At 70.1% G+C, this 23,163-nt stretch carries 27 protein-coding genes; 4 read left to right on the top strand and 23 right to left on the bottom strand.

The window, feature by feature from the left end:
• Window positions 1–153 precede the first annotated feature (153 nt).
• Entirely contained in the window at window positions 154–1,530 is a 1,377-nt protein-coding gene (locus tag CEK68_RS11550) for an amino acid permease (RefSeq protein ID WP_026144708.1), read from the top strand.
• A 391-nt stretch (window positions 1,531–1,921) separates the two neighbouring features.
• On the opposite strand, the gene CEK68_RS11545 is transcribed toward CEK68_RS11550, so the two are convergent.
• The 17 genes from CEK68_RS11545 to CEK68_RS11465 all read right to left on the bottom strand — a co-directional run bounded on the left by CEK68_RS11545 (window position 1,922) and on the right by CEK68_RS11465 (window position 17,091).
• Window positions 1,922–3,190 carry an arsenic transporter gene (locus tag CEK68_RS11545; protein WP_043095736.1) on the bottom strand — a complete coding sequence of 423 codons (1,269 nt, stop codon included), beginning with the start codon at window positions 3,188–3,190 and terminating at the stop codon, window positions 1,922–1,924.
• A 259-nt stretch (window positions 3,191–3,449) separates the two neighbouring features.
• A complete protein-coding gene (locus CEK68_RS11540) occupies window positions 3,450–3,899 on the bottom strand; it encodes a hypothetical protein (protein WP_152239444.1) in 450 nt (149 codons plus the stop codon).
• Between the two features lie 174 nt (window positions 3,900–4,073).
• Window positions 4,074–4,892: a prolyl oligopeptidase family serine peptidase gene (locus CEK68_RS11535; RefSeq protein WP_043095733.1), complete on the bottom strand. Its 819-nt coding sequence runs from the start codon at window positions 4,890–4,892 to the stop codon at window positions 4,074–4,076.
• 211 nt (window positions 4,893–5,103) lie between these two features.
• The gene (gene mgtE, locus CEK68_RS11530) at window positions 5,104–6,462 is read right to left on the bottom strand and encodes a magnesium transporter (RefSeq protein ID WP_017913818.1); all 1,359 of its coding nucleotides are present in this window, start codon (window positions 6,460–6,462) and stop codon (window positions 5,104–5,106) included.
• A gap of 410 nt (window positions 6,463–6,872) precedes the next feature.
• On the bottom strand, window positions 6,873–8,579 hold the full coding sequence (ptsP, locus tag CEK68_RS11525) for a phosphoenolpyruvate--protein phosphotransferase (protein ID WP_017913817.1): 1,707 nt from the start codon (window positions 8,577–8,579) through the stop codon (window positions 6,873–6,875).
• A gap of 58 nt (window positions 8,580–8,637) precedes the next feature.
• Entirely contained in the window at window positions 8,638–8,907 is a 270-nt protein-coding gene (locus tag CEK68_RS11520; RefSeq protein WP_010344110.1) for an HPr family phosphocarrier protein, read from the bottom strand.
• On the bottom strand, window positions 8,900–9,292 hold the full coding sequence (locus CEK68_RS11515) for a PTS sugar transporter subunit IIA (protein ID WP_017910659.1): 393 nt from the start codon (window positions 9,290–9,292) through the stop codon (window positions 8,900–8,902). The genes CEK68_RS11520 and CEK68_RS11515 overlap by 8 nt, the downstream gene beginning before the upstream one ends.
• Before the next feature lie 145 nt (window positions 9,293–9,437).
• Window positions 9,438–10,316, bottom strand: coding sequence for an RNase adapter RapZ (gene rapZ / locus CEK68_RS11510; RefSeq protein WP_017913816.1), 879 nt, complete (start codon window positions 10,314–10,316; stop codon window positions 9,438–9,440).
• Window positions 10,313–11,263 (bottom strand): HPr(Ser) kinase/phosphatase, encoded by a 951-nt coding sequence (gene hprK, locus CEK68_RS11505; protein ID WP_017910661.1) that lies wholly within the window; start codon window positions 11,261–11,263, stop codon window positions 10,313–10,315. The genes rapZ and hprK overlap by 4 nt, the downstream gene beginning before the upstream one ends.
• Window positions 11,260–11,712 carry a PTS sugar transporter subunit IIA gene (locus CEK68_RS11500; RefSeq protein ID WP_017913815.1) on the bottom strand — a complete coding sequence of 151 codons (453 nt, stop codon included), beginning with the start codon at window positions 11,710–11,712 and terminating at the stop codon, window positions 11,260–11,262. The genes hprK and CEK68_RS11500 overlap by 4 nt, the downstream gene beginning before the upstream one ends.
• Before the next feature lie 21 nt (window positions 11,713–11,733).
• Entirely contained in the window at window positions 11,734–12,051 is a 318-nt protein-coding gene (gene raiA, locus CEK68_RS11495; protein WP_010344105.1) for a ribosome-associated translation inhibitor RaiA, read from the bottom strand.
• Window positions 12,052–12,101: 50 nt separating this feature from the next.
• Window positions 12,102–13,565 (bottom strand): RNA polymerase factor sigma-54, encoded by a 1,464-nt coding sequence (locus tag CEK68_RS11490; protein WP_152239443.1) that lies wholly within the window; start codon window positions 13,563–13,565, stop codon window positions 12,102–12,104.
• A gap of 43 nt (window positions 13,566–13,608) precedes the next feature.
• A complete protein-coding gene (gene lptB, locus CEK68_RS11485; protein WP_152239442.1) occupies window positions 13,609–14,328 on the bottom strand; it encodes an LPS export ABC transporter ATP-binding protein in 720 nt (239 codons plus the stop codon).
• Complete coding sequence (lptA, locus tag CEK68_RS11480; protein ID WP_152239441.1) at window positions 14,328–14,912, bottom strand: lipopolysaccharide transport periplasmic protein LptA; 585 nt, start codon at window positions 14,910–14,912, stop codon at window positions 14,328–14,330. Before lptA ends, lptB begins: the two co-directional genes overlap by 1 nt.
• Complete coding sequence (gene lptC / locus CEK68_RS11475) at window positions 14,890–15,456, bottom strand: LPS export ABC transporter periplasmic protein LptC (RefSeq protein WP_017910665.1); 567 nt, start codon at window positions 15,454–15,456, stop codon at window positions 14,890–14,892. Before lptC ends, lptA begins: the two co-directional genes overlap by 23 nt.
• Window positions 15,453–16,001: an HAD hydrolase family protein gene (locus CEK68_RS11470; protein ID WP_017910666.1), complete on the bottom strand. Its 549-nt coding sequence runs from the start codon at window positions 15,999–16,001 to the stop codon at window positions 15,453–15,455. Before CEK68_RS11470 ends, lptC begins: the two co-directional genes overlap by 4 nt.
• Before the next feature lie 88 nt (window positions 16,002–16,089).
• The gene (locus CEK68_RS11465) at window positions 16,090–17,091 is read right to left on the bottom strand and encodes a KpsF/GutQ family sugar-phosphate isomerase (protein WP_017910667.1); all 1,002 of its coding nucleotides are present in this window, start codon (window positions 17,089–17,091) and stop codon (window positions 16,090–16,092) included.
• A gap of 52 nt (window positions 17,092–17,143) precedes the next feature.
• Here CEK68_RS11465 and CEK68_RS11460 point away from each other — a divergent pair, with 52 nt between their 5' ends.
• From CEK68_RS11460 to CEK68_RS11450, 3 genes are read left to right on the top strand one after another with little or no spacing between them, the layout of a single operon-like run.
• The gene (locus CEK68_RS11460) at window positions 17,144–17,386 is read left to right on the top strand and encodes a BolA/IbaG family iron-sulfur metabolism protein (RefSeq protein ID WP_010344098.1); all 243 of its coding nucleotides are present in this window, start codon (window positions 17,144–17,146) and stop codon (window positions 17,384–17,386) included.
• A gap of 46 nt (window positions 17,387–17,432) precedes the next feature.
• The gene (gene murA / locus CEK68_RS11455; protein ID WP_152239440.1) at window positions 17,433–18,707 is read left to right on the top strand and encodes a UDP-N-acetylglucosamine 1-carboxyvinyltransferase; all 1,275 of its coding nucleotides are present in this window, start codon (window positions 17,433–17,435) and stop codon (window positions 18,705–18,707) included.
• Window positions 18,704–19,018, top strand: a complete 315-nt coding sequence (locus CEK68_RS11450) for a hypothetical protein (protein ID WP_010344096.1) — start codon at window positions 18,704–18,706, stop codon at window positions 19,016–19,018. Before murA ends, CEK68_RS11450 begins: the two co-directional genes overlap by 4 nt.
• Before the next feature lie 362 nt (window positions 19,019–19,380).
• Here CEK68_RS11450 and CEK68_RS11445 read toward each other — a convergent pair whose 3' ends face one another.
• From CEK68_RS11445 to CEK68_RS11420, 6 genes are all read right to left on the bottom strand, one after another.
• A complete protein-coding gene (locus tag CEK68_RS11445) occupies window positions 19,381–20,064 on the bottom strand; it encodes a DUF3108 domain-containing protein (protein WP_152239439.1) in 684 nt (227 codons plus the stop codon).
• 2 nt (window positions 20,065–20,066) lie between these two features.
• Window positions 20,067–20,909: a DUF3108 domain-containing protein gene (locus CEK68_RS11440; protein ID WP_152239438.1), complete on the bottom strand. Its 843-nt coding sequence runs from the start codon at window positions 20,907–20,909 to the stop codon at window positions 20,067–20,069.
• Between the two features lie 64 nt (window positions 20,910–20,973).
• On the bottom strand, window positions 20,974–21,627 hold the full coding sequence (gene purN / locus CEK68_RS11435) for a phosphoribosylglycinamide formyltransferase (protein ID WP_152239437.1): 654 nt from the start codon (window positions 21,625–21,627) through the stop codon (window positions 20,974–20,976).
• A complete protein-coding gene (locus tag CEK68_RS11430) occupies window positions 21,624–22,070 on the bottom strand; it encodes a hypothetical protein (protein WP_152239436.1) in 447 nt (148 codons plus the stop codon). Before CEK68_RS11430 ends, purN begins: the two co-directional genes overlap by 4 nt.
• A gap of 8 nt (window positions 22,071–22,078) precedes the next feature.
• The gene (locus CEK68_RS11425) at window positions 22,079–22,708 is read right to left on the bottom strand and encodes a DUF2238 domain-containing protein (protein ID WP_152239435.1); all 630 of its coding nucleotides are present in this window, start codon (window positions 22,706–22,708) and stop codon (window positions 22,079–22,081) included.
• Window positions 22,709–22,713: 5 nt separating this feature from the next.
• On the bottom strand, window positions 22,714–23,163 hold a 450-nt coding region (locus tag CEK68_RS11420), incomplete at its 5' end, for an AIR synthase-related protein (protein ID WP_255424773.1).

The raw sequence follows: 23,163 nt of genomic DNA, 5'->3' as shown, positions 1-23,163 counted from the left end.
ATCGCGGCCGCGTGCGCGGATCCGCGCTGCGTTGCAGCAGCCATGCCGCCGCTGTGCGCCGATCCGCGCTCGCAGGCGGCCAAACGCGCGCGTAGCCGCACGGCATCGTCGCCAGCCTGTATCGTGTCGCGTTTTCCGCACCCGACCGAGCCGATGCCGCATCCGTCCGCGCCTGTCCCGCCTGCCGCCGCACCCGCCTTGCGCCATGCGCTGAAACCGCGGCAACTGATCATGATGGGATTGGGCAGCGCGATCGGCGCCGGCCTGTTCCTGGGCTCCGGCGTTGGCGTGCACGCGGCAGGGCCCGCGGTGCTGATTTCCTATCTGGTCGCCGGCGCGCTGGTGATCATCGTGATGAACGCGCTGGGCGAGATGGCGGCGGCCAAGCCGGCCAGCGGCGCGTTCTCGGTGTACGCCGCCGACGCGATGGGACCGACCGCCGGCGCCACCGTGGGCTGGCTTTGGTGGCTGCAGCTGGTGATCGTGATCGCCGCCGAGGCCGTGGGCGCCGCCGGCCTGCTGGCGACGGTGTGGCCGGGCTTGCCGGTGCCGTTGGCCGCGATCGCGTTCATGGCCGCGTTCACCGCGATCAACCTGCTGGGCGTGCGCAACTTCGGCGAGTTCGAATTCTGGTTCGCCATCCTCAAGGTCGCGGCGATCGTCGGCTTCATCCTGGTCGGCATCGCCCTGCTGGCCGGCTGGCTGCCCGGGGTGGCCTCGCCGGGCCTGTCCAACGTCACCGGCAACGGCGGCTTCGCGCCGAAGGGCCTGGCTGGCATCGGTGCCGCGCTGCTGGTGGTGGTGTTCGCGTTCGGCGGCACCGAGATCGTGGCGGTGGCCGCGGCGGAGACCGCCGACCCGGAGCGCAGCATCGCCCGCGCCATCCGCACCGTCGCCTGGCGCATCCTGGTGTTCTACATCGGCTCGCTGAGCGTGATCATTGCGGTGGTGCCGTGGCAGAGCCAGGCGCTGAGTTCGCCGTTCGCCGCGGTGCTGCAGGTGGCCCGGATTCCCGGCGCCGCCACCGGCATCACCCTGATCGCGGTGATCGCGCTGCTGTCGGCGCTCAACGCCAATCTGTACGGTGCCTCGCGGATGATCTTCTCGCTGGCCCAGCGCGGCGAAGCGCCGCGCGCGCTGGCCGCGTCCAGCCGTCAGCAGGTGCCGTGGCTGGCGGTGCTGGCCAGCGTGCTGTTCGGCTTCGTCGCCGCGGTGCTGGAACTGCTGTATCCGAACCGGGTGCTGCCGGTGCTGCTGAACATCGTCGGCGCCACCTGCCTGCTGGTGTGGACGATCTCGCTGCTGTCGCAGCTGATCCTGCGTGCGCGCGCCGACCGTGCCGGCACTCGCCTGCCGTTCCGCATGCGGGGCTATCCGGTGCTCACCGTGCTGGCGCTGGCGATCCTGGCGCTGATCTTCGGCCTGCTGGTGGCCTCGCCGGACACCCGTACGCAGTTCCTGTCGATGGCGGCGCTGACCGCGGTCATTGCCGTGGTCAGCGGCGTGGCGCGGCGGCTGCGCGCGGGGTAGGGCGCGCGCTCCAGCGGTGGCGGCATGCCGTGGTGGGAGGGACTTCCGTCCCGACGCGCGAGGGTGTCGGCCGGCGTTGGGCTCCGCTCGTGGCGACTGACGTCGCTTCCACAGGCGCGGGCTCCGCGCGCGTCATGTCCGCTGCCGTAACAGCGGCGCTCGTTGCTTTTCATGGATCAGCCGCGGCAGTTGCCGTGGTAAGCCTGTCGCGGCTGAAGCCGCTCCTGTGACGGCACCGACAGCTCGCAGACTCCCTCGGAGCAGCGGCTTCGGCCGCGACGCGGTGCGGTAGAAGCCGCGCGGCCGACCCGCGGTCGCTGCAGGCCGAGCCTGGGTGCCCATCCCGCGGGCTTGGCCGCCATGGGCAATCCGCGAAGTGGGCGCGCGCGACTCAGCCCAGCAGCAGCCGCGCCCCCAGCGCACACAGCAGCGCCGGCGGCATCACCAGCGCGCCGACCTTAAGGAAGCGCCAGAAGCCCACGTCCTCGCCTTCGCGGCGGATCGCGGTCAGCCACAGGATGGTCGCCAGCGAGCCGGTGATCGACAGGTTCGGGCCCAGATCCACGCCGATCAGCAGCGCGTCCACCACCAGTTGCGGCGGCTGCGCCTGGGCCACGGTGGTGCTGGCGATCAGGCCGGCGGGCAGGTTGTTCATCAGGTTGGAGCCGAACGCCAGCAGGGTGCCGGCGATGCCGGCGGTGGCCTGCGGCGAGTGCGCAGCGGCGTCGGCCAGGGTACGCGCGAGCAGGCCAATCACGCCGGTGCGCGACAGCGCCTCCACCAGCACGAACAGGCCGGCCACCAGCGGCAGCACCGACCACGACACCGCCTTGGCCATCGGCAGCGGCGACTGGCGGCCACCCAGGCACACCACGCCCAGCGTCGCCAGGCCGGCCAGACAGGTCGGCAGGCCCAGGTCCAGGCCGAGCGCGGAGACGCCGACCAGCAGCGCGGCGGTGGCGAGGATGCCGACCAGGGCGAAGGTGCCGCCGCGGGTCAGCGGCACCGTGTCCACGCGCGTGGCGCAATGGCCGGTCAGGTCCTTGCGCTCGGCCCAGCGCAGCATCACGAAGGTCACCCCGATCGCCAGCAGCGACGGCAGCGCGAACGCGGCCATCCACGCGCCCAGGGTCGGCATCTTGCCGCCGTACAGCACCAGATTGGCGGGGTTGGAGATCGGCAGCACGAAGCTGGCGGCGTTGGCGATCAGCGCGCAGGCGAACAGCAGCGGCAGCGGCTTGGCGCCGGCCTTGCGCGCGGCCGCGTACACCGCCGGGGTCAGCACCACCGCGGTGGCGTCGTTGGACAGGAACGCGGTGACCACGATGCCGACGCCGAACACCAGCGCGAACAGGCGCTGGGTCGAGCCCTTGGCCAGGTTCACCGCATGCATCGCCACCCAGTCGAACAGGCCTTCGGCGCGCGCGGTCTCCGACAGCAGCATCATGCCGATCAGGAACAGGTACACGTCCAGGCCCTTGAGTACCGCCTGCCAGGCCTCGCCGCCGGGCATCAGCCCCAGCACCATCAGCAGCAGCGCGCCGCCCACCGCCCAGCACGCCTCGGGCAGCTTGAACGGCCGCGCGATCACGCCGGCCGTGGCCAGCGCGCAGATGCCCCAGGTGGCGAAATTGGCCGTGTGCGCGCCGGGCATGCTCATGCCGCCGCAGCCGTGGCACGGGCGCCAAGGCGCGTGCGCGAGCAGGCCGCCGGGGCAGGGCAGGGGAGGGCAACGAGAGCGGGCACGGGCATGGGGCGTCGGGCAGCGGAGTGCGAGGGGCGTGCAGGATAGCAGCGGGGCAGGTGCAGGCCGGGCTGGCATGGGCGCTCTGGCGCCCGCGGTTTAGCTTGCGTAGACACGCGCGGCGTGGCGGGCCGTATATCGATGCACGCCCGGGCCGCGCGGCACCGCGGTGCCGCTACCCCAGATGGCGTGCGAGCCATCCTTGCACGAACGCCACCGGCCCGGTCCGCGGTGGTGGCGTCAGCCCGGCGCTGCGCACGAAGCCGGCGGCGGCCTGCGCCAGCGTCTGGTTGGCACGACGCACCGCCTGCTGCGCGGCCGCCTGCTGCTGGCGCAACTGCACCAGGTGCAGCGACGGCCGTCCCGGCGGTGCGAACTTCTGATCGCGGCGCAGCGCATCGGCGGACAGGCGGGTGGCCTGGCTTGCCTGGTGCAGCGCGTCCAGCGCATCCAGCACCTGCAACAGCCAGCGTCCGCTGTCGCTGAATTGCAACGCAGCGGCGTCGTCGTGTGCCGGCACCAGCAGTGGCGGAATCGCCGCGCCGGCGACCACCGCTGCGCTCGGCTCCAGGGCGCGCAGGCGGGCGTGGAACGCGGTCTGCGATGAAGAGGGGGCGGTCGCCATGCCGGGCCTATGCACGAAAGCGCGGACTGTACGCGGTTTGGCGCAACGTTGCGCAGCGATTGGCGTTGCAGCGGTAGCGACGTCGCGGCCAGCCACCGGCTGGCACGTGCCGTTTCAGTGCGTCTCCCTGACGCGCGGCGCATGCTTGAGCACGCGCCATTGGTGTAGCCGCGCTCAGTTGTCGGCGGTCGTCTGCGTGGCGGCGTCGCTGCGCTTCTGCGCGAACAGCCACTGCCACATCTTCGGATCGCGGTAGGTGGCATCCCAGGCGTTGTGGTTGCCCTGCGGGTATTCGGTGTAGCGCACGTCGGCGTCGAGGTTCTTGAATGCACGGACGATCTTGCGGTCGTCGTGCGGCAGCACCACGTCGTCCTGGGCGCCGTGGAAGATCCACACCGGCACGTGCCGCAGGCGCTGCGCCAGGGCGCTGTAGGGATCGGCCAGATAGGCCACCGGCGTCACCACCAGGTATTCGCGGTCTTCGTGCGGGGAGAGGATCGCGCCGCAGATCGGCACCAGCGCAGCGAAGCGCTGCGGCTGCTTCAGGGCGATCTCCCAGGTGCCGTAGCCGCCCATCGACATGCCGGTCAGATAGGTGCGTTGCGGGTCGCCGTTGAACTCGGCGCTGCTGTCGTCCAGCGCCTGCAGCGCCATGGTCGCGTTGGCGCCGTTCCATTCCTCGCCGTCGGGTGCCTGCGGCATCACCACCAGCGCCGGGAAATCGGCCAGGTGGCGGCGCAGGTACGGGCCCAGTCCAGCCGTGGTCTGGTCGCGGCCATCGTCGCCGCGCTCGCCGGAGCCGTGCAGGAACAGCACCACCGGCACCGGGCCCTGGCGATGCGCCGGCGCCGGCACGAACACCTGGTAGCGGTAGATGCGTCCGTCGAGGCTGAGCTGGCGGCTGACGAAGTGGCCGGTGGCCGGGTCGCTGGGCAGACTGCTGCAGCCGACCATCGACAGGCACAGCAGAAGCAGCAACGAACGCATCGACATGGCCGGCCCTCGGATGGGAAGGCCGCAGTATCGTGGGCGGAACGTCTCCACGACAACCCGGGCAGGGGCGGCGGACATGCGCCAGTCAGCCGGCGGCCAAGGTGCGTGCTGGCGTGGCGTGACCGTCGTGCACCGGTTGATGCGGCGACGCGCGCTGCTGCCGCTCCGTGCGGTGCGTCGGCGGGAATCGCGCCCGCCGCATGGAGATGCCTTACAGCAGGACCAGGGTGGCCAGGCCGAGGAAGCTGAGGAAGCCCATCACGTCGGTCAGCGTGGTCAGGATCACCCCGCCGGCCAGCGCCGGATCGAAGCCCAGGCGCTTGAGCGTCAGCGGCACCAGCACGCCGCCCAGCGCGGCGGTGAGCAGGTTGATGGTCAGGGCCGAGCCGATCACCAGCGACAGCAGCGGCTGCTTGAACCACAGCAGCACGATCAGGCCCAGGCCGATGCCCAGCGCCAGGCCGTTGATCAGCGCCACCGCCAGTTCCTTGCGCAGCAGCACGATCACGTTGGAGGCGCCGATCTGGCCCAGCGCCAGGCCGCGCACCATCAGCGCCAGCACCTGGGTGCCGGCGTTGCCGCCCATGCCGGCCACGATCGGCATCAGCGCGGCCAGCGCCACCAGCTTGGCGATGGTTCCCTCGAACTGGCCGACCACGCTGGAGGCGATGAAGGCGGTGCCGAGGTTGATCGTCAGCCACAGCAGGCGGCGCCGGAACGCGCGCCGCACCGGGCTGAACAGGTCCTCGTCCTCGTCCAGGCCGGCGGCGCTCATCGCCTGGTGCTCGGCCTGGTCGCGGATGATGTCGACCACGTCGTCGATGGTGATGCGGCCGAGCAGGATGTTGTTGTCGTCCACCACCGGCGCGGAGATCCAGTCGTGGTCGGAGAACTGCCGCGCGACCTCGTCGGCGCCTTCGCCGACGTCGATCGCCGGCTGCTCGTCGTCGATCAGCCGGTTGATCGGGGTGGAATCCTCGTGGGTCACCAGCGCCGCCAGCGACACCCGCCCCAGGTACTGGTGGCGGCGGCTGACCACGAACAGGTGGTCGGTGTGGTCCGGCAGTTCGCCGCGCAGGCGCAGGTAGCGCAGCACCACGTCGACGTTGACGTCGGCGCGCACGGTGACCACGTCCGGGTTCATCAGGCGGCCGGCGCTGTCCTCGGGATACGACAGCACCTGCTCGAGCCGCTCGCGGTTCTCGCGGTCCATCGACTTGAGCACTTCGTCGATGACCGTGTCCGGCAAGTCCTCGACCAGGTTCGCCAGGTCGTCGATGTCCAGGTCTTCGACCGCGGCGACGATTTCGTCCGGGTCCATGTCCGCGAGCAGGCTTTCGCGCACTTCCTCGCCGACGTGGACCAGTACTTCGCCGTCGTCCTCCGGATCGACCAGCCCCCATACCACCTCGCGCTTGCCCGGCGGCAACGACTCCAGCAGGTTGCCGATCTCGGCCGGCGCCAGCGTATTGACCAGCCGCCGCACCGGGCCTAGGCGCCCGCTGTCCAGCGCATCGGACAGCATGCGCAGCTGCCGCGCGGTCTTGTCGTGGCGGACGGCGTCGGCCATGCGCTGCTCCCTTGGGTGAGGCCGCGCTCCGGAGAAACGCGGTGGGTCAGATGTTCATCCCAACATTATCGCCTGCATGTTGCGGGAAGCACAGTGGATGGCGGGGATTGGGGAGTCGGGATTGGGGATTCGATGCTTCTGCGCGAGCGTGAGGCGCTTCGCTCCTCTGTGGGAGGGGCTGCAGCCCCGACGCTTTATCGGTAAGGCGTCGGGGCTGAAGCCCCTCCCACAAAAAGGCGGCGGGGCAGGCGCTGTCGGAACCGTGCGGTTGCTGCCCAGAGCGTTGGCGATTTTTTCATCGAAGCGCGCAGCGCAGGATGCCGCAACCGGCATCCTTCAATCGAATCCCTGCGTTCCGCAGCCGACCGGCTTCATCCCAATCCCCAATCCCGAATCCCCAATCCCGGCTCTCAAGCCAGCCAGCGCTCGATGCCCTTGCGGTCGCGGGCCTGCAGCAGTTTGGCGCCGCGCTGGCGCAGGGTCTGCAGGTCGGTGTCGCGGATCACCTGGCGTACTTCCAGCATCGTCGCCGGGTGCAGGCTGAACTCGCGCAGCCCCAGCGCCAGCAGCATCGGCGTCAGTGCCGGGTCGCCGGCGATCTCGCCGCACACCGCCACCGGCTTGCCATGGGCCTGGCCGGTGGCGATCACCTGCGCGATCAGTCGCAGCACCGCTGGATGCAGTGGCGAATACAGCGCGGCCACTGCTTCGTTGTTGCGGTCGGCGGCGAGCAGGTACTGCACCAGGTCGTTGGTGCCGATCGACAGGAAGTCGATCGTGTCGATGAAGGTATCCAGGGCCAGCGCTGCGGCCGGCACCTCGATCATCGCGCCGAGTTGCACCTGCTCGGCGATGGCGTGGCCGTCGCGGCGCAACTGCGCGGCGATGCGCTTGAGATGCCGGCGCATCGCCAGTAGTTCCTCGCGCGTGCTGACCATCGGCACCAGCACCCGCACCGGGCCGTAGGCGGAGGCGCGCAGCAGCGCGCGCAACTGGGTGTCGGAGACCTTGGGCCGGGCCAGCGACAGGCGCACGCCGCGCAGCCCCAGCGCCGGGTTTTCTTCGTTGCTCATGGTCAGGCCGGTGCGATCGGCCTTGTCCGCGCCCAGGTCCAGGGTACGGATGGTCACCGGCCGCCCGCTCATGCCCAGCACCGCGTCGCGGTAGGTGTGGAACTGCTCTTCCTCGTCGGGCAGCGCGTCGCGCTGCAGGAACAGGAATTCGGTGCGGTACAGGCCCAGGCCGTCGGCGCCGAGCGCATGCGCACGGGTGACGTCGTCGCGCGACTCGGCATTGGCCAGCAGGGTGATGTCCACGCCGTCGCGGGTGCGGCTGGGCTTGGAGCGCAGCTTGCCCAGGCTGCGCTGCAGCTTGGCCTGCTCGCGCACGCGGCTGCGGTAGTCGCGCAGGTCGTCCGGGGTCGGGTCGACCAGCACTGCGCCCTGGGTGCCGTCGATGATCAGCACGTCGCCGTCGTTGATCTTCTGCAGCGCGTCGGCGACGCCGACCACCAGCGGCAGGTGCAGGCTGCGCGCCAGGATCGCGCTGTGCGAGAGGGTGCTGCCGGCGCTGGTGACGATGCCGACCACGCCCTGCGCCTGCAGTTGCGCCAGTTCCGACGGGGCCACGTTCTCGCACACCAGGATCTCGCCGGCCAGGCCTTCGCTGTCCGGCTGGCGCTTCTGCAGGAACGCATGGATCCGCCCGATCACATGGTCCAGATCGTCCATGCGGCTCTTGAGGTAGGCGTCCTCCATGTCGTCGAACACGGTCGCCAGGCGGTCGCGCTGCAGGCGCAGCGCGTAGTCGGCGCTGTAGCGGCCGGTGCGGATCAGTTCGTCCAGGCCGTGCAGCAGTTCCGGGTCGTCGAGCAGCAGCGCGTGCAGGTCGAGGAATTCGCCGACCTCCTTGGCCAGGGCGCCGTGCAGGCGCTGGCGCAGGCCGTGCATCTCCTCGCGCGCGGCGTCCACCGCGCGGTGCAGGCGGTCGAGTTCTTCGGGGATCTGCGCGGCGCCGATGCGTTGCTCGGCCACTTCCAGCGCATGCGGCAGGCGCACCCGCGCCCGGCCCAGGGCATTGCCGCGCGAGGCGCCATGGCCGGCGATACGCACGCTCACCGCGCGTGCCCCGTGCGGCGGCACCGCGTCCCTGCCTGCGGCCGCCGGCGGCGCATGCTCAACTGTCCTCGTCGAAGCGCCGCTCGAACAGGTCGACCACGGCCTTGAGTGCCTCGGCTTCGTCGGCGCCGTCCACCCGCACCGTCACCGGCGTGCCCTGTGCGGCGGCCAGCAGCATCACGCCCATGATGCTCTTGGCGTTGACCTCGCGGCCCTTGGCCGCCAGCGTGGCGTTGCAGCGGAACGAGGAAAGCGTCTGCACCAGCTTGGCAGTGGCGCGGGCGTGCAGGCCGAGGCGGTTGGAGACCAGCAGTTCGCGTTCAAGCATCGTCGATCACCACGCCGTTGCGCGAGCCGGCGGCGGCGGTCGCGGGCAACTGCTCCAGTCCTTGTTCGGGGTAGTTCATGATCCGCAGCAGCATCGGCAGGCTCAACGCCGACACGCGCCGCACCGGCGTGCCCAGGCGCGCCAGCCGCGCGGCGAGGTTGCTCGGGCTGGCGCCGTACAGATCCGTCACCACCAACACGCCATCGCCGTCGTCCACCCGGCGCAACGCGGCAGATGCGTTCGGTAGCAGCGCGTCGAGGTCGGCGTCGAACGGCACCTCGAAGGCTTCGGTTTTCAGCGGCAATTGCCGCAACAGCCGGGTCGCCACGCTCAGCAGCGCGGCGCCGATCCCAGGGTGGGTGATGAGGAGAATGCCACAGGCCATGGGAGAACGTTAACAGGTCAGGCAGGGCGCAGGGAATGCCTGTGGGGAGCGGAGATTGGGGATTCGGGATTGGGGATTCGCAAGAGCCAGAGCAATGCCGCTTTTGCCAATCCCGAATCCCCGATCCCGAATCCCGGCTTTTCGATCAATCCTGCTCGCGATGGAAGGTCGCCACTTCCGGCCAGCCCTGTTCGCGGGCGTGGCGGGCCAGGCGTTCGGCCAGGTACACCGAGCGGTGCTTGCCGCCGGTGCAGCCGAAGGCGATGGTCACGTAGCTGCGGGTGTCGTTGCGCAGCCGCGGCAGCCAGGTGTCGAGGAAGTCGATCAGTTGCGCGGTGTAGCGCTGCACGTCCGGTTGCGCGTCCAGGTACTCGCGCACGCCGCTGTCGCGGCCGGTCATCGGCCGCAGTTCCGGGTCCCAGTGCGGATTCGGCAGCACCCGCGCGTCGAACACGAAATCCGCCTCGGCCGGCACCCCGCGCTTGTAGGCGAAGGACTCGAACAGCAGCGACAGGGTGTTCTCGCTGGACAGCGCGAACTCGGTGGTGACCCGCCGGCGCAGCTGGTGCACGTTGAGCGTGCTGGTGTCGATCACCGCATCGGCCGCCTCGCGCAGCGGCTCGGTCAGGGCGCGCTCGCGCTCGATCGCCTCCGGCAGCGACAGGCCCTGGCGCGACAGCGGGTGGCGCCGGCGCGTGTCGGCGTAGCGCTTGATCAGCGCCTCGTCGTTGGCGTCGAAGAACAGCAGCCGCGCATCCAGGCCGAACTGCGCCACCGCCTCGCGCCAGCGCGAGAGCTGACTCAGGTCGCTGTGGCGGCTGCGCACGTCGATGCCCACCGCCAGTTTGCTGGGGCCGGCATCCTCGCGCACCAGGCTCTTGACGAAGGCCGGCAGCAGTTCCACCGGCAGGTTGTCGACGCAGTAGTAGTCCAGGTCCTCGAAGGTCTTCAGCGCCACCGATTTGCCGGAGCCGGACAGGCCGCTGACGATGACCAGGGTGGAGGTGGGGGCGCCGTCGGTCATGGGCTGCGCCGCTCCAGCAGGTTGCTGTGGCGGGCGATGAACATCGCCGCCGGATCGATGCCCTTGGTGCGCAGGATGTGCAGGCGCGTGGCGGCCTCGGTCAGCACTGCCAGGTTGCGGCCGGGCATCACCGGCAGGGTGATCAGCGGCACGTCCAGGTCCAGCACGTGGCGGGTGCCGGAATCGCCGGTGAGGCGCTCGTAGCCATGGGGCGTGGGCTCGGTCATGGGCCGGGTCAGGTGCACGATGAGCCGAAGGTACTTGTTCTTCTTTACAGCCGTGTCGCCGAACATCTCGCGCACGTTGAGCACGCCGAGCCCGCGCACTTCCAGCAGGTCCTGCAGCAGTTCCGGGCAGGTGCCGTCGAGCACGTCGGGGGCGATCTGGGTGAATTCGGGGGCGTCGTCGGCGACCAGGCGGTGGCCGCGGCTGAGCAGTTCCAGCGCCAGTTCGCTCTTGCCCGAACCCGCCTCGCCGGTGATCAGCACGCCGATCGAGTAGATCTCCATGAACACGCCATGCAGGATCACCCGCGGCGCCAGCGTGCGTGCCAGGTGGTAGGACAGGTGATTGAGCAGTTCGTGGCCGCGCTTGGGCGAGACCCACAGCGGCGTGTCGGATTCGTCGGCGGCCGCGCGCAGGTCTTCCGGGCACGACTGATTCTTGGTGACCACCAGCGCCAGCGGCCGCACCTGCACGATCTTCTCGATGGTCTCCCAGCGCTGGCGCGCGTCCAGCGAGTCCAGCCAGGCCAGTTCCTCGGTGCCGAGGATCTGCACCTTGTTGGGGTAGATGGTGTTGAGATAGCCGGCCAGCGACGGGCGCCGCGAGACCGCATTGCCGGCCTCCAGCACCCGGTGTTCGCCCTTGTGCCCGGCGATCCAGCGCAGGCCCAGGCGGTCGCGCTGCTGGTCGAACAGCTCGCGTGCGTCGATGCTGGTGTTCATGCGGCGGCCCGTGGCGCGCCGCCGAGCAGCGCATACAGTGCGGCGGCGTCCGGCGCATTGCGCAGGGCGTCGCGGAATTCCTCGATGGAGAACTGCTCGGCCAGTTCGGACAGCAGCATCAGGTGTTGGTGGGTGTAGTGCGCCGGGACCGCCATGGCGAAGATCAGGTCGACCAGGGTGCCCTGGCCGTCGAAATCGATCGGCTGTTGCAGGCGCAGCAGCGCGCCACGTGGGGCGTCCAGGTCCGGCGCGCGGCCGTGCGGGATGGCGATCCCATGGCCGATGGCGGTGCTGCCGAGCTGCTCGCGCTCGCGCAGGCTGGCGAAGAGTTCATCGGCGCCGGCCTGCTGGCAGGCCAGCAGACCGGCAGCGGTGTGCAGCAGGGTGTCGCGATCGGCGGCCGGAAGCACCTGGGTGCTGACGGCCGCCATCAGATCGGTCAAGGGCATGGCGGCGCAACGTGGGGAGGATCACGCGAGATTGTCGCGCACCTCGGCCGCATGGTGGTCGTGCTTCTTTTCCTTGTGCTTGATGATCAGCCGGTCCAGCTTGTCGGCGAGCAGGTCGATCGCCGCGTACATGGTCTGCGCGCTGGCGTCGGCGTGCAGGGTGCGGCCGGGGACGTTGACGGTGGCCTCGACGTGGTGGTCGGGCTTGCGCAGCGCCAGCTGGGCGCGGACCTCGATGGTTTCCTCGTAGTGTCGCTTCAGCCGTTGCAGCTTGGTCTCCACATACTCGCGCAGGGCGGGGGTGACTTCGATCTGCTGGCCGTAGGTCTCGATACGCATCGGATACTCCTTGGTTCGGGTTTCACACCTATGAACCATCGCCGCCGCCGCTAGCCGATCCGGACGCGTTCGTGGGAGGCGGAAATGTTCATGGCCTCACGATACTTCGCTACGGTGCGGCGCGCTACAGGCACGCCGGCACTTTTCAGCAGGTCGGCCAGCTTGGCGTCAGAAAGCGGCTTGCGCGGATTTTCCGCCTCGATCAGCCGCCGGATCATCGCCTGGATCGCCGTGCTGGACGCCTCGCCGCCGCTGTCGGTGTCGATGCCCGAGGCGAAGAAGGCGCGCAGCGGGATGGTGCCGCGCGGGGTGCGCACGTACTTGCGGGCGATGGCGCGCGAGATGGTGCTCTCGTGCAGGCCCAGTTCGCCGGCGATCTCGCGCAGGGTCAGCGGCCGCAGCGCCTGTTCGCCGAACTCCAGGAAGCCGGCCTGCTGCTTGAGCAGGCACCGGGTCACCTTGAGCAGGGTCTCGCCGCGCGCCTCCAGGCTCTTCAGCAGCCAGCGCGCTTCCTGCAGTTGCCCGCGCAGATAGCCGGCGTCGCTTTCGCCGCACTGGCGGATCAGCCGCTCGTAGCCGCGGTGGATGGTGACCTTGGGCTGGGCGTGCGCGGACAGCGCCGCATGCCAGACCCCGCGCTGGCGCCAGACCACGCAGTCCGGTACCACGTAGGTGTCGCTGCCCAGCTCGCCGATCTGCTTGCCCGGGCGCGGGTCCAGCGAGCGCAGCAGCGCGACCGCGGTGTCGACCTCCGCCGTCGGACGCTTGAGTTCGTGGGCCAGCCCGGCCACGCCGCTGCGCGGCAACCGTTCCAGCGGTCCGTTGGCGATGGTGCGCGCCAGCGCCAGCCCCGGCGTGTCCTCGGGCAGGGTGTCCAATTGCAGGGTCAGGCATTCGCCCAGGCTGCGCGCGGCGATGCCGGCCGGGTCGAAGCGCTGGATCTGGTGCAGCACGGTGAGGATCTCGTCCTCCTCGGCGGCGATGTCCGGGCGCAGCGTCTCGGCGATCGCGGCCAGCGGCTCGCGCAGGTAGCCGTCATCGTCGAGCGCGTCGATCAGCGCCGCGCCGATGCTGCGGTCGCGCGCCGACAGCGGCGACAGGTGCAACTGCCACAGCAGGTGATCGATCAGGGTGTCGGGTTCGGCGACGCGTTCGGCCGCGCTGCCCAGGTCGTCGTCGTCGAACGAACCGCCGCTGCCGCCGGCCCAGGCCGGCTCGGCGTCGGCCCAGTCGGCGCCGTCGCTGGCCGGCGCGGATTCGCCACGGTCGCCATCGCCGTCGCTACGTGTCTCGCCTGCCGCGTGGTCGCGGTCAAGGCCGTGGTCGGCGCCTTCGCTGCGTTCGAACGCCGGTGCAGCGTCCTCGGACCACTCCAGCAGCGGATTGCTCTCCACCGCCTCGGCGATCTCCACCTCCAGCTCGGCGCTGGACATCTGCAACAGCTTGATCGCCTGCCGCAACTGCGGCGTCATGACCAGGTGCTGTCCCAGCGATGTCTGCAGCCGTGCTTTCATGCCTGTACCGAGCGCGGAAGGAGCGTAGCCGGCGCGTGCGCGGTCAGAGCCTGAAGGTTTCCCCGAGGTAGACGCGGCGCACGTCGCTGTTGGCCAGCAGCGCTTCCGGCGCCCCCTGCGCCAACACGCTGCCTTCGTTGAGGATATACGCCCGGTCGCAGATTCCCAAGGTTTCGCGCACGTTGTGGTCGGTGATGAGCACGCCGATGCCGCGCTGCTTGAGGTGGGTGACGATACGCTGGATTTCGCCGACCGAGATCGGGTCGACGCCGGCGAAGGGCTCGTCGAGCAGCATCAGCCGCGGCTTGGCCGCCAGCGCGCGGGCGATCTCGCAGCGACGGCGCTCGCCGCCGGAGAGGCTGGCGCCGAGCTGGTCGGCGACGTGGCTGATCTGCAGTTCGTCCAGCAGCGCCACCAGTTCGCGTTCCTGGCCGGCGTTGTCCAGATCCTCGCGCAGTTCCAGCACCAGGCGGATGTTGTCGGCGACGCTGAGCTTGCGGAACACCGACGGTTCCTGCGGCAGGTAGCCGACGCCGAGCTTGGCGCGCTTGTACATGGGCAACGCGGTGATGTCGTTGCCGTCGAGCACGATGCGCCCGGCATCGGCGTCGACCAGGCCGACGATCATGTAGAAGCAGGTGGTCTTGCCGGCACCGTTGGGGCCGAGCAGGCCGACCACTTCGCCGGCCTCCAGGGTCAGCGCAAAATCGCGCACCACTTCGCGCTGCTTGTAGCGCTTGCGCAGGCCTTCGGCGAGCAGCATCACTGGCCTCCTTGCTTGGCCGGCTTGGCGGGTGCCGCGGCCGGCTTGGCGGCGGGCTTGGTGCCATTGGCAGGCGTGGCGCCCGGAGCAGCGCCAGCGTTCTTCGGCTGGATCACCGTGTGCACGCGCGTGCCGTCGCCACCGCCCTGCATGTCGCCAGTCTTGGTGTTGTAGACCATGCGCTGGCCGGCGTTGGTGCCCTTGGGCGAGGTCATGCGGTAATTGCCGGTGAGGATCACCGTGTCGGTGGGCACCTTGTAGTCGATGTTGTCGGCGACCGCGTCCATCGGCGAGCCATCGTCCAGTTCCTGCTTCAGGGTGGCCTGCTTGCCGGTCAGCACGACGCGATCGATGTCGCCGTTCTTCTTGAACAGGTCGGCGGTGTCGGCATGGATTTCGAGCGTGCCCTGGATGATGACGACATTGCCCGAGTAACGGATCTTGCCGTTGTCGTCGAGCATGTTGCCGCTCTGGCTGGCGGAAGTGATATCCATCGGCTGATTGCGATCGGACGACTTGGCCATCGCCAGTGCGGGCAGCAGCAGGGCGAGCAGCGCGAGCTTAGCGGGCAGCGTTCGGTTCATAGCGTGTCTTGACCTGTGAAAGGAGCTTGTACTGCCGGGACTTCAAGTCGATCTCGAAGCCGACGCCGGACTGCATCATACCGGGCCGGGTCATCGTGACCGGGTCGGCGGTGCGTGCGCTGTTGGTCTGCGGGAAGACGTCCAGGCTCTGGGTGCGGAAGGTGGTGGGTGGGATGCTGGGCACCTTGGGGCTGTCGCCGGCGACGTCGTCGCGCAGGCGCAGTTCGTCGCCGTTGGCGCTGACCCAGCCGGTCTTGCTGCGCATTTCCCAGTGCTGGCCGTTGGCGTCGGGCAGCAGGAACAGCGGAGTCACGATCGACATCGTCTGGTCGGCGCGGCTGCGTTCCATCTGCGGCGCGCGCAGGGTCATCGCTTCCTTGCCCTGCTTGTCCAGGCTGACGATCTCGAAGTCGCGGGCGATGTAGTCCACGCTGGCTTCGTCGGACGGATTGCGGCTGGGCTTGCTGCGTTGGTTCCAGGCCGACCAGCCGCTGATCAGTGCCCCGACCAGCAGCAGGCCGCCGAGGGTGGTGCGCCAGTTCATGCGCCGTGCTCCTGCAGCAGTGAGGGGACATGGCCCTGTGCCGCCAGCAGCACGTCGCACAGTTCGCGGGCGGCGCCTTCGCCGCCGCGGGCGCGGGTGGTCCAGTGCACGTGTTCGGCGGTCCAGGGATGGGCGTTGGCCGGGGCGACGGCCAGGCCGACTACGCGCAGCGGCGCCAGGTCGGGCAGGTCGTCGCCCATGAAGCAGACCTGCTCCAGGCCGATGCCGCGCTCGTCGCACAGCGCCTGCACCCCGGCGCGCTTGTCCTTGACCCCGATCTGCACCAGCAGGCCCAGCTCCTGGCCGCGCTTCTCCGCGGCCAGGCTGGGCCGCGCGGTGATCAGCGCCACGTCGATGCCGTGCCGGCGCAACTGCACCAGGCCCTGGCCGTCGAGTACGTTGAAGGCTTTGCTCTCGTTGCCGTCGCGGTCGTAATACAGGCGGCCGTCGGTCAGCGTGCCGTCCACGTCGAAGCACGCCAGGCGGATCCGGGCGGCGCGGTCGATCAGGTCGGCGGGAAGGTCGGCCAGCGGGGAATAGGGCATGTTCGGGATATCGGGGCGGGGAGGCCGGCTTTCCAGCGGCCAGGGCCAGCGGCGTGGAGCGCCACTGGCGGTGAACGGGTTCAGCCTGTTAAACCACTCTGGCGCGCAACAGGTCGTGAATGTTGAGCGCGCCGACCGCGCGGCCGGCCGTGTCGACCACGATCAGGCCGTTGATCTGGTGGGTTTCCATCAGCCGTGCGGCCTCGGCGGCGAGCTGGTCGGCGCCGATGGTACGCGGCTGCCGGGTCATCACCTCGGCGATGCGGGTCTGGCGCACGTCCAGCGCGCTGTCCAGGGCGCGGCGCAGGTCGCCGTCGGTGAACAGCCCGAGCAGGCGATCGTCGGCGTCGACCACCGCGGTCATGCCCAGGCGCTTGCGGCTCATCTCCACCAGCGCCTCGCTGAGGCTGGCGTCTTCGCGGACCTTGGGCAGTTCGTCGCCGCGGTGCATGACGTCGGTGATGTGCAGCAGCAGGCGGCGGCCGAGGCTGCCGGCCGGGTGCGAGCGGGCGAAGTCGTCGGCGGTGAAGCCGCGCGCGTCCAGCAGCGCCACCGCCAGCGCATCGCCCAGCGCCAGCGAGGCGGTGGTGCTGGAGGTCGGCGCGAGGTCCAGCGGGCAGGCCTCGGCTGGCACGCTGACGTCCAGGTGCAGGTCGGCCTCGCGCGCCAGCGTGGACTGCGCGCGCCCGGTCATTGCGATCACCGCGTTGCCCTGGCGCTTGAGCACCGGCAGCAGCATCAGGATCTCGTCGGACTCGCCGGAGTAGGACAACGCCAGGACCACATCGGCGTCGGTGATCATGCCCAAGTCGCCATGCCCGGCCTCGCCCGGGTGCACGAAGAACGCCGGGGTGCCGGTGGAGGCGAGAGTGGCGGCGATCTTGCGCGCCACATGGCCGGACTTGCCCATGCCGGTGGCGACCACGCGCCCGCGCGAACCCAGGATCAACCGGCAGGCGGCCGCGAACTCGGCACCGATGCGCGCGCCGACCGCCGCCAGCGCGGCCTGCTCGATCTCGACCACGCGACGGCCGCTGGCGACCAGGCCGGCGTCGTCGGGCGTCGTGGGAGACAGGGGCGATACATCCATGCGGGTGCCGGTCGGAGGGTAGAATGGCCGATCATTTTATTAGGAAAGCCCGGTGGACGCCGAAACCATCCGTAAACTCATCGAGGCCGGCCTGCCGGACGCGCAGGTGCAGGTGCAGGGCGACGACGGCGTGCACTTCGAGGCCACCGTGGTCAGCGCCGCCTTCGCCGGCAAGCTGCCGCTGGCCCGCCACCGCATGGTCTACGCCACCCTGGGCGAGCTGATGGGCGGGGCGATCCACGCGCTGGCGCTGAACACCCTGACCCCCGAACAGGCCGAGCGCGCCGCCGGCTGAGCCGCCGCGCGCCCGTTTCTCCCCTTTCAATTCCCCCACGAGACCCATGGCCAAAATCGTAGTGACCGGCGGCAACGTGCTGCACGGTGAAGTGAACATTTCCGGCGCCAAGAACGCTGTGCTGCCGATCCTCTGCGCGACCCTGCTGGCCGATGCGCCGGTGGAGATCACCAACGTGCCGCAGCTGCACGACGTGATCACCACGGTGAAGCTGCTCGGCGAGCTGGGCGCGGAGGTCACCATCGACGAAGGCACGCTTTCGCGCGGCAGCGCGATCACCGTCGACCCGCGCAAGGTCCACCAGCACGTCGCCCCGTACGAACTGGTGCGCACCATGCGCGCCTCGATCCTGGTGCTGGGCCCGTTGCTGGCCAAGTTCGGCGCGGCCGAAGTGTCGCTGCCGGGCGGCTGCGCGATCGGCTCGCGGCCGGTCGACCAGCACATCAAGGGCCTGCAGGCGCTGGGCGCGGAGATCAGCGTCGAGAACGGCTACATCAAGGCCAGCAGCAACGGCCGGCTCAAGGGCGGCCGCTACGTGTTCGACATGGTCAGCGTCACCGGCACCGAAAACGTGCTGATGGCCGCGGCCCTGGCCGAGGGCACCACCGTGCTGGAGAACGCGGCGATGGAGCCGGAGGTCAGCGACCTGGCCGACTGCCTGATCGCGCTGGGCGCGAAGATCGAAGGCGCCGGCACCTCGCGTATCGTCGTGCACGGCGTGGAGCGCCTGTCCGGCGGCCGCCACGCGGTGCTGCCGGACCGCATCGAGACCGGCACCTTCCTGGTCGCCGCGGCGATGACCGGCGGCAGCGTGACCGTGCGCCGCGCGCGCGCCGACACCCTCGACGCGGTGCTGGACAAGCTCACCGAGGCCGGCGCCAGCATCGAGACCGGCGAGGACTGGATCCGCCTGGACATGCACGGCAAGCGCCCGCGCGCGGTCAGCCTGACCACCGCGCCGTATCCGGCGTTCCCCACCGACATGCAGGCGCAGTTCATGGCGCTCAACTGCGTGGCCGATGGCGTCGGCGTGATCAACGAGACGATCTTCGAGAACCGTTTCATGCACGTCAACGAACTGCTGCGCCTGGGCGCGGACATCCAGATCGAAGGGCATACCGCGATCGTGCGCGGCGCCGAGCGGCTCAGCGGCGCGCCGGTGATGGCCACCGACCTGCGCGCCTCGGCCTCGCTGATCCTGGCCGGCCTGGTCGCCGACGGCGATACCACCATCGACCGCATCTACCACCTGGACCGGGGGTACGAGAACATCGAGGAGAAGCTGGGGGCGCTGGGCGCGTCCATCCGGCGCGTCGCATGATCCTCAGCGGCCGCTTCAGCCGCCGGCGCAAGGTGTTGCTGGCGATCGTGGTGGTGCTGCTGGCCTGGGTCGGCTATGCCTGGTACACCGGCATCGCCATCACCCAGGGCATCGAGGAGCGCGACATGGACTGGAACGGCGATGGCCAGGTCACCCGCGACGAGATCTGGCAGTCGTTCTACGCGGTCGGCGTGAGCCGCACCCAGAACGGCCCGCGCGAATGCAGCACGTTCTACTGGCGCAGCACCGGCGCGCAGATCCGCGTGGATTGCCGCACCACCTTCAAGGCCGCCCCGGCGGAGAAGAAGTAACGGCGTGGGGCAGGGCGCTGACTGGGCGGCGCCCGCGTGAGGAGTGCTGTACAGAAAGGCCCGTCTGTCGTCACGGTCCATGTGCCGTGGATAGGAGTCAACGCGCGCCGCTTGAGGGTCTGCTGCAAGTCGCCAACTGGTTTCCGCAAGACGATTCGCATCCGCGCGTCGGGGCTGAAGCCCCTCCCACATGGGAAGCACCACGGGCAGGGAGTTGCTGTTGCGATTCCCCAATCCCAGCCCTCACACGGGAACGATCACGCACGGGGAACCGCTTTCACGATTCCCCACTCCCGATTCCCAATTCCCGCGGCGAAGCCGCTTTCACGATTACCCAATCCCCATTCCCCAATCCCGGCTCTTCAGCGCAACGCCTTGATCGTCAGGTCCAGCGCGTCCTGGCCGTTCTCGCGCTGCAGGATGCGCACCGGCACCGGCATGTCCGGCACGATCCAGGCGATGATTTCCTTGGAGCCGTCGGTGCGGCTGACCTTGGTCGCCTGCTCGGTCTTGCCGTTGACGGTGACCGCTTCCTTGCCGGCGACGCGGTAGGTCATCGGCTTGGCGCGGCCCTCGTCGACCATGCGGTAGCTCGGGGTCTTGCCGGCGTTGACGTCGCGCGCGATCGCCAGGTTGATCAGCAGCGCGTCCATGTCGCCCGGCTGCAGCTTCACCGGGCCGCGGCGGTCGGCCTTGAGATCGCCGCCCCAGGTCGCCTGGCCGGTGCTCCAGTCGTAGTTGGCGGTCACCGCCTTCTTCTTGATCAGGAACACCGAGCGGTCGTCGCTGCTAAGCGGACGCAGCTGCCCGCCCTTTTCCTCGAACACGGTGCTCTGGCTGAGGTCGGCGACCTGGTTCTTGATCGCCAGGCTGTAGCGCCAGCGGTCGGCGCCTTGCTTGGCCAGGGTCATCACGCCGTTGGCCTGCATGCCCATGTAGCTGGCCTGGTAGTCCGCGGTGAACGGCTCCAGGGCCAGGGCGGGCAGGCTCGCCGTGGCCAGCAGGGCGGCGGCGAGGGCGGTCAGCGGGCGGGCGATGCGGTTCATGGTCAGGCTCCTTGGTATTCGGTCAGGCGCAGGTCGATGCGGTCTTCGCCGTCCTCGCGCTGCAGGATGCGCACCGGCGTCGGCACGCCGTTGGCGATCCACAGGATGGTCTCATTGCGGCCGCCATTGGTGCGCGACACCCGCAATGCGTCGTAGCTGATGTCGCCGACCTGTACGGTCTCGGTCTGGTCGGCGGCGCGGTACACATGTTCGCGCACCCGGCCGACGTCGACGAAGCGGTAGGTCATGGTCTTGCCGGGCTGTGCGTCGCGCATCAGCGAGAGGTTGAGCAGCAGCGCGCTCTGGTCGCCGGGCTGCAGCGGGATCGGCGCCTGCCGGTCCTTCTTCAGGTCGCCGTCCCAACGCGCCACGCCCTGTTTCCAGTCGTACACGCCGGTGACCTTCTTGCCGAAGAACACCGCCTTCTTGACCGTGCTCTGGCTCTGCGGGACGTAGCGGCCGTCCTGCACGGTGAACACCGTGCTCTGTTCGATGTTCAGGCCGAGGATGCTGGCGAAGCCGCTGCGGCCATGCACGCCCAGGTCGACCCGCCACTGGTCGCCGCCGGTGTGCACCACGTCCATGCGCGCGTCGCCGGCCGGCTTGCCCTTGTACAGCGCGTCGTAGGTGGCCACGAACGGCTGCAGCGGCGGCGGCGTCCAGGCCTCCGCCGGCAGCGCCGGCGCCGCTGCGGCGGCCGGTGCCGATGCCGGGGCAGCGGTGGCGGGCGTGGTCGGGGCGGGGGCGGTCTGCGGCGCCGGCGCGACCTGCGCAGCGACGATGGGCGCCAGCAGGCCGAGGCCGGACGCGACGAGGAAGGCGAACGGACGCGGAGCGAGCTTCATGGGATCGGCTGGCGTGAGCGGGAGGGAAGAGGGGGGAGGGGCCGCGGAAGGTGCGGCAGCGCATTCAGGGAAGCAGCACGTCGTCGCAATCTAGGCGCAGCGGACTAAACCGGCACTGACCGTCCAGCCAGACCTTGCCGTCCCGTTCAGCCAGACGGCCCGCCGCGGCCAGCCGCAGCACCGCGCACAGCAGCCGGTGTTCGCGCGGCAGCAGGCGCTGCGCCAGGTCGTCGGGACCGTCGCCGGGCTGCACCGGCACCCGCACCTGCGCGATCACCGCGCCGGCGTCCAGTTCCGGCACCACGAAATGCACGCTGGCGCCGTGTTCGGCGTCGCCGGCCGCCAAGGCCTGGGCATGGGTGTGCAGGCCGCGGTACTTGGGCAGCAGCGAGGGGTGGATGTTGAGCAGGCGCCCGCCGAAGCGCTGCACGAAGCCGGCGCCGAGAATGCGCATGTAGCCGGCGCAGACCACACAGTCCGGCCGTGCCGCGGCGACCGCGTCGCCCAGCGCCTGCTCGAAGGCGACGCGATCGGGGAAGTCCTTGGGCCGCGCCGACCAGCGCCGGTCCGGCGCCACCATCGCCAGCGCCGGCGCCTCCGGACGATCGCCGAACACGCCGACCACCTCGGCATCGAGGGTGCCGGCGGCGATCGCGGCGAGGATGGCCTGCAGGTTGGAGCCGCGCCCGGAGGCGAGGACAGCGAGGCGGAGCGTCATCGGGCGGGAGTCCGGAACAGGGCGCCCACGGCCGGGCGCTGCAATGTCAGCAGGGTGGCGATGCCCAGTGCGGTGCCCAGCGGGAAGCCCAGGCAGGTGATCACGGCGCCGGCGTAGCACAGCCCCAACTGGCGACGCTGGCGCAAGGCCCGCGCAACCAGCACCTTGAGCAGCAGCGCGAGCAGGCCGAAGCCGAGCAGGATCGACAGCATCACGATCGCGATGACGCCGCTCTGCGCCTGGTCCGGGCTCTGGCCGACGGCGTTGAGCTGCGCCTCCTCGTGCACGCCGTAGGCCAGCAAAGCGCCCACCAGCAGCACCACGACGACCTGCAGCCCCGCCATGACGGCATACAGCGTCGCCAGGGTGTTCAGGTCGGAGGTGGCACGCACAACATCGGCGGCATGGCCGCCAGAGACGGGGAGGGGCGGTGGCAGCGACATCGTCTGTCTCAGCGCGAGGTGGAGGGAAGCGGGCGCGCAATGCGTCGCCACGGCCAGGCGCTGGCGCAGCCCAGCGTGGCCAGCAGCATGTCCATGTGCGCATCCCAGGGATCGCCCTGCTGGCCGTTGTAGGACTCGGCCTGCTCCGGCGACAGCAGCAGCGCGATCAGCCATTCCAGCCATTCGTAGACCAGGCTGACGCACATGATCGCCATCGTCGCCAAAACGAAGGCCTGCCGCGCCGACAGCGCCGGCCAGCGCTGGCGCGCGTGGTCGCGCAATGCCGGCGCGAAGCACACCCCGAACAGCAGGTGGATCAGCCGATCGGTGTGATTGCGCTGCCAGCCGAAGGCCGCACTCGGCGACCAGCCACCGGTCAGCGCGCGCAGCCACTGGTCGTAGGGCACATTGGAATAGAGCCAGTGCGCGGCGACGTTGTGCACGCTGATGAAGAGGCAGATAGCCGCGAAGTGGCCGGTGCGCAGCGGCCATCGCCGGTCGTGCCAGACCAGCCAGACCAGGCCCAGCACTGCCAGGGAGCTGTGCATGGCCTGTTCCGCCGGCCACAGCGGCCGCAGCCAACTGGCGGCGAACACCGCCAGCGCCAGCGTCAGCCAGGCGCGCTTGGCCGCCGCCATGCGACTCAGCCGATGTGCACGCGTTCGCCGGCGTCCGCGGCGGCCACCACCGCGCCGATCTGCCAGTGCGCCAGGCCCAGGGTGTCCAGGCTGCGCTCCAGCGCGGCCACCTGCTCCGGCGCGGCGACCAGCACGAAGCCGATGCCGCAGTTGAAGGTGCGCCACATCTCGCTGTCGGCCACCGCGCCTTCGCGCTGCAGCCACTCGAACACCGGCGGCAGGGTCCAGGCACTGGCGCGGATGTCCAGGCCCAGGCCGTCCGGGATGACGCGGATGATGTTCTCGGTCAGGCCGCCGCCGGTGATGTGCGCCATGGCATGGATGGCTTCGCCCTGTTCGCGCAGCAGCGACAGGATCGGCTTGACGTACAGCGCGGTCGGCGCCATCAGCGCGTCGGTCAGGGCCACGCCGCCGACCTGCAGGTCGGCCGGGCGCCCGGCCGACCTGCAGGTCGG

Origin of the sequence: Xanthomonas sp. LMG 12461, from assembly GCF_009192935.1 — a bacterium.
Classification (GTDB): Bacteria; Pseudomonadota; Gammaproteobacteria; order Xanthomonadales; family Xanthomonadaceae; genus Xanthomonas_A; species Xanthomonas_A sontii.
Note: the sequence above shows the minus strand (reverse complement) of the source record. Positions and strands in the feature narration are given on the sequence as shown.

Coding starts and splice junctions, on each gene's coding strand:
- CEK68_RS11500 (WP_017913815.1), bottom strand. CDS start 11,712: ATGCCCTTGACCGATCTGATGGCGGCCGTCAGCACCCAGGTGCTTCCG.
- CEK68_RS11490 (WP_152239443.1), bottom strand. CDS start 13,565: ATGAAAGCACGGCTGCAGACATCGCTGGGACAGCACCTGGTCATGACG.
- rapZ (WP_017913816.1), bottom strand. CDS start 10,316: ATGACCGACGGCGCCCCCACCTCCACCCTGGTCATCGTCAGCGGCCTG.
- lptB (WP_152239442.1), bottom strand. CDS start 14,328: ATGCTGCTCGCCGAAGGCCTGCGCAAGCGCTACAAGCAGCGCGAAGTG.
- lptC (WP_017910665.1), bottom strand. CDS start 15,456: ATGAACTGGCGCACCACCCTCGGCGGCCTGCTGCTGGTCGGGGCACTG.
- CEK68_RS11515 (WP_017910659.1), bottom strand. CDS start 9,292: ATGGCCTGTGGCATTCTCCTCATCACCCACCCTGGGATCGGCGCCGCG.
- CEK68_RS11425 (WP_152239435.1), bottom strand. CDS start 22,708: ATGGCGGCGGCCAAGCGCGCCTGGCTGACGCTGGCGCTGGCGGTGTTC.
- CEK68_RS11535 (WP_043095733.1), bottom strand. CDS start 4,892: ATGTCGATGCGTTCGTTGCTGCTTCTGCTGTGCCTGTCGATGGTCGGC.
- murA (WP_152239440.1), top strand. CDS start 17,433: ATGGCCAAAATCGTAGTGACCGGCGGCAACGTGCTGCACGGTGAAGTG.
- CEK68_RS11545 (WP_043095736.1), bottom strand. CDS start 3,190: ATGAGCATGCCCGGCGCGCACACGGCCAATTTCGCCACCTGGGGCATC.
- lptA (WP_152239441.1), bottom strand. CDS start 14,912: ATGAACCGAACGCTGCCCGCTAAGCTCGCGCTGCTCGCCCTGCTGCTG.
- raiA (WP_010344105.1), bottom strand. CDS start 12,051: ATGCGTATCGAGACCTACGGCCAGCAGATCGAAGTCACCCCCGCCCTG.
- CEK68_RS11540 (WP_152239444.1), bottom strand. CDS start 3,899: ATGGCGACCGCCCCCTCTTCATCGCAGACCGCGTTCCACGCCCGCCTG.
- CEK68_RS11550 (WP_026144708.1), top strand. CDS start 154: ATGCCGCATCCGTCCGCGCCTGTCCCGCCTGCCGCCGCACCCGCCTTG.
- CEK68_RS11430 (WP_152239436.1), bottom strand. CDS start 22,070: ATGTCGCTGCCACCGCCCCTCCCCGTCTCTGGCGGCCATGCCGCCGAT.
- CEK68_RS11440 (WP_152239438.1), bottom strand. CDS start 20,909: ATGAAGCTCGCTCCGCGTCCGTTCGCCTTCCTCGTCGCGTCCGGCCTC.
- CEK68_RS11450 (WP_010344096.1), top strand. CDS start 18,704: ATGATCCTCAGCGGCCGCTTCAGCCGCCGGCGCAAGGTGTTGCTGGCG.
- mgtE (WP_017913818.1), bottom strand. CDS start 6,462: ATGGCCGACGCCGTCCGCCACGACAAGACCGCGCGGCAGCTGCGCATG.
- CEK68_RS11445 (WP_152239439.1), bottom strand. CDS start 20,064: ATGAACCGCATCGCCCGCCCGCTGACCGCCCTCGCCGCCGCCCTGCTG.
- purN (WP_152239437.1), bottom strand. CDS start 21,627: ATGACGCTCCGCCTCGCTGTCCTCGCCTCCGGGCGCGGCTCCAACCTG.
- CEK68_RS11520 (WP_010344110.1), bottom strand. CDS start 8,907: ATGCTTGAACGCGAACTGCTGGTCTCCAACCGCCTCGGCCTGCACGCC.
- hprK (WP_017910661.1), bottom strand. CDS start 11,263: ATGAACACCAGCATCGACGCACGCGAGCTGTTCGACCAGCAGCGCGAC.
- CEK68_RS11470 (WP_017910666.1), bottom strand. CDS start 16,001: ATGCCCTATTCCCCGCTGGCCGACCTTCCCGCCGACCTGATCGACCGC.
- CEK68_RS11465 (WP_017910667.1), bottom strand. CDS start 17,091: ATGGATGTATCGCCCCTGTCTCCCACGACGCCCGACGACGCCGGCCTG.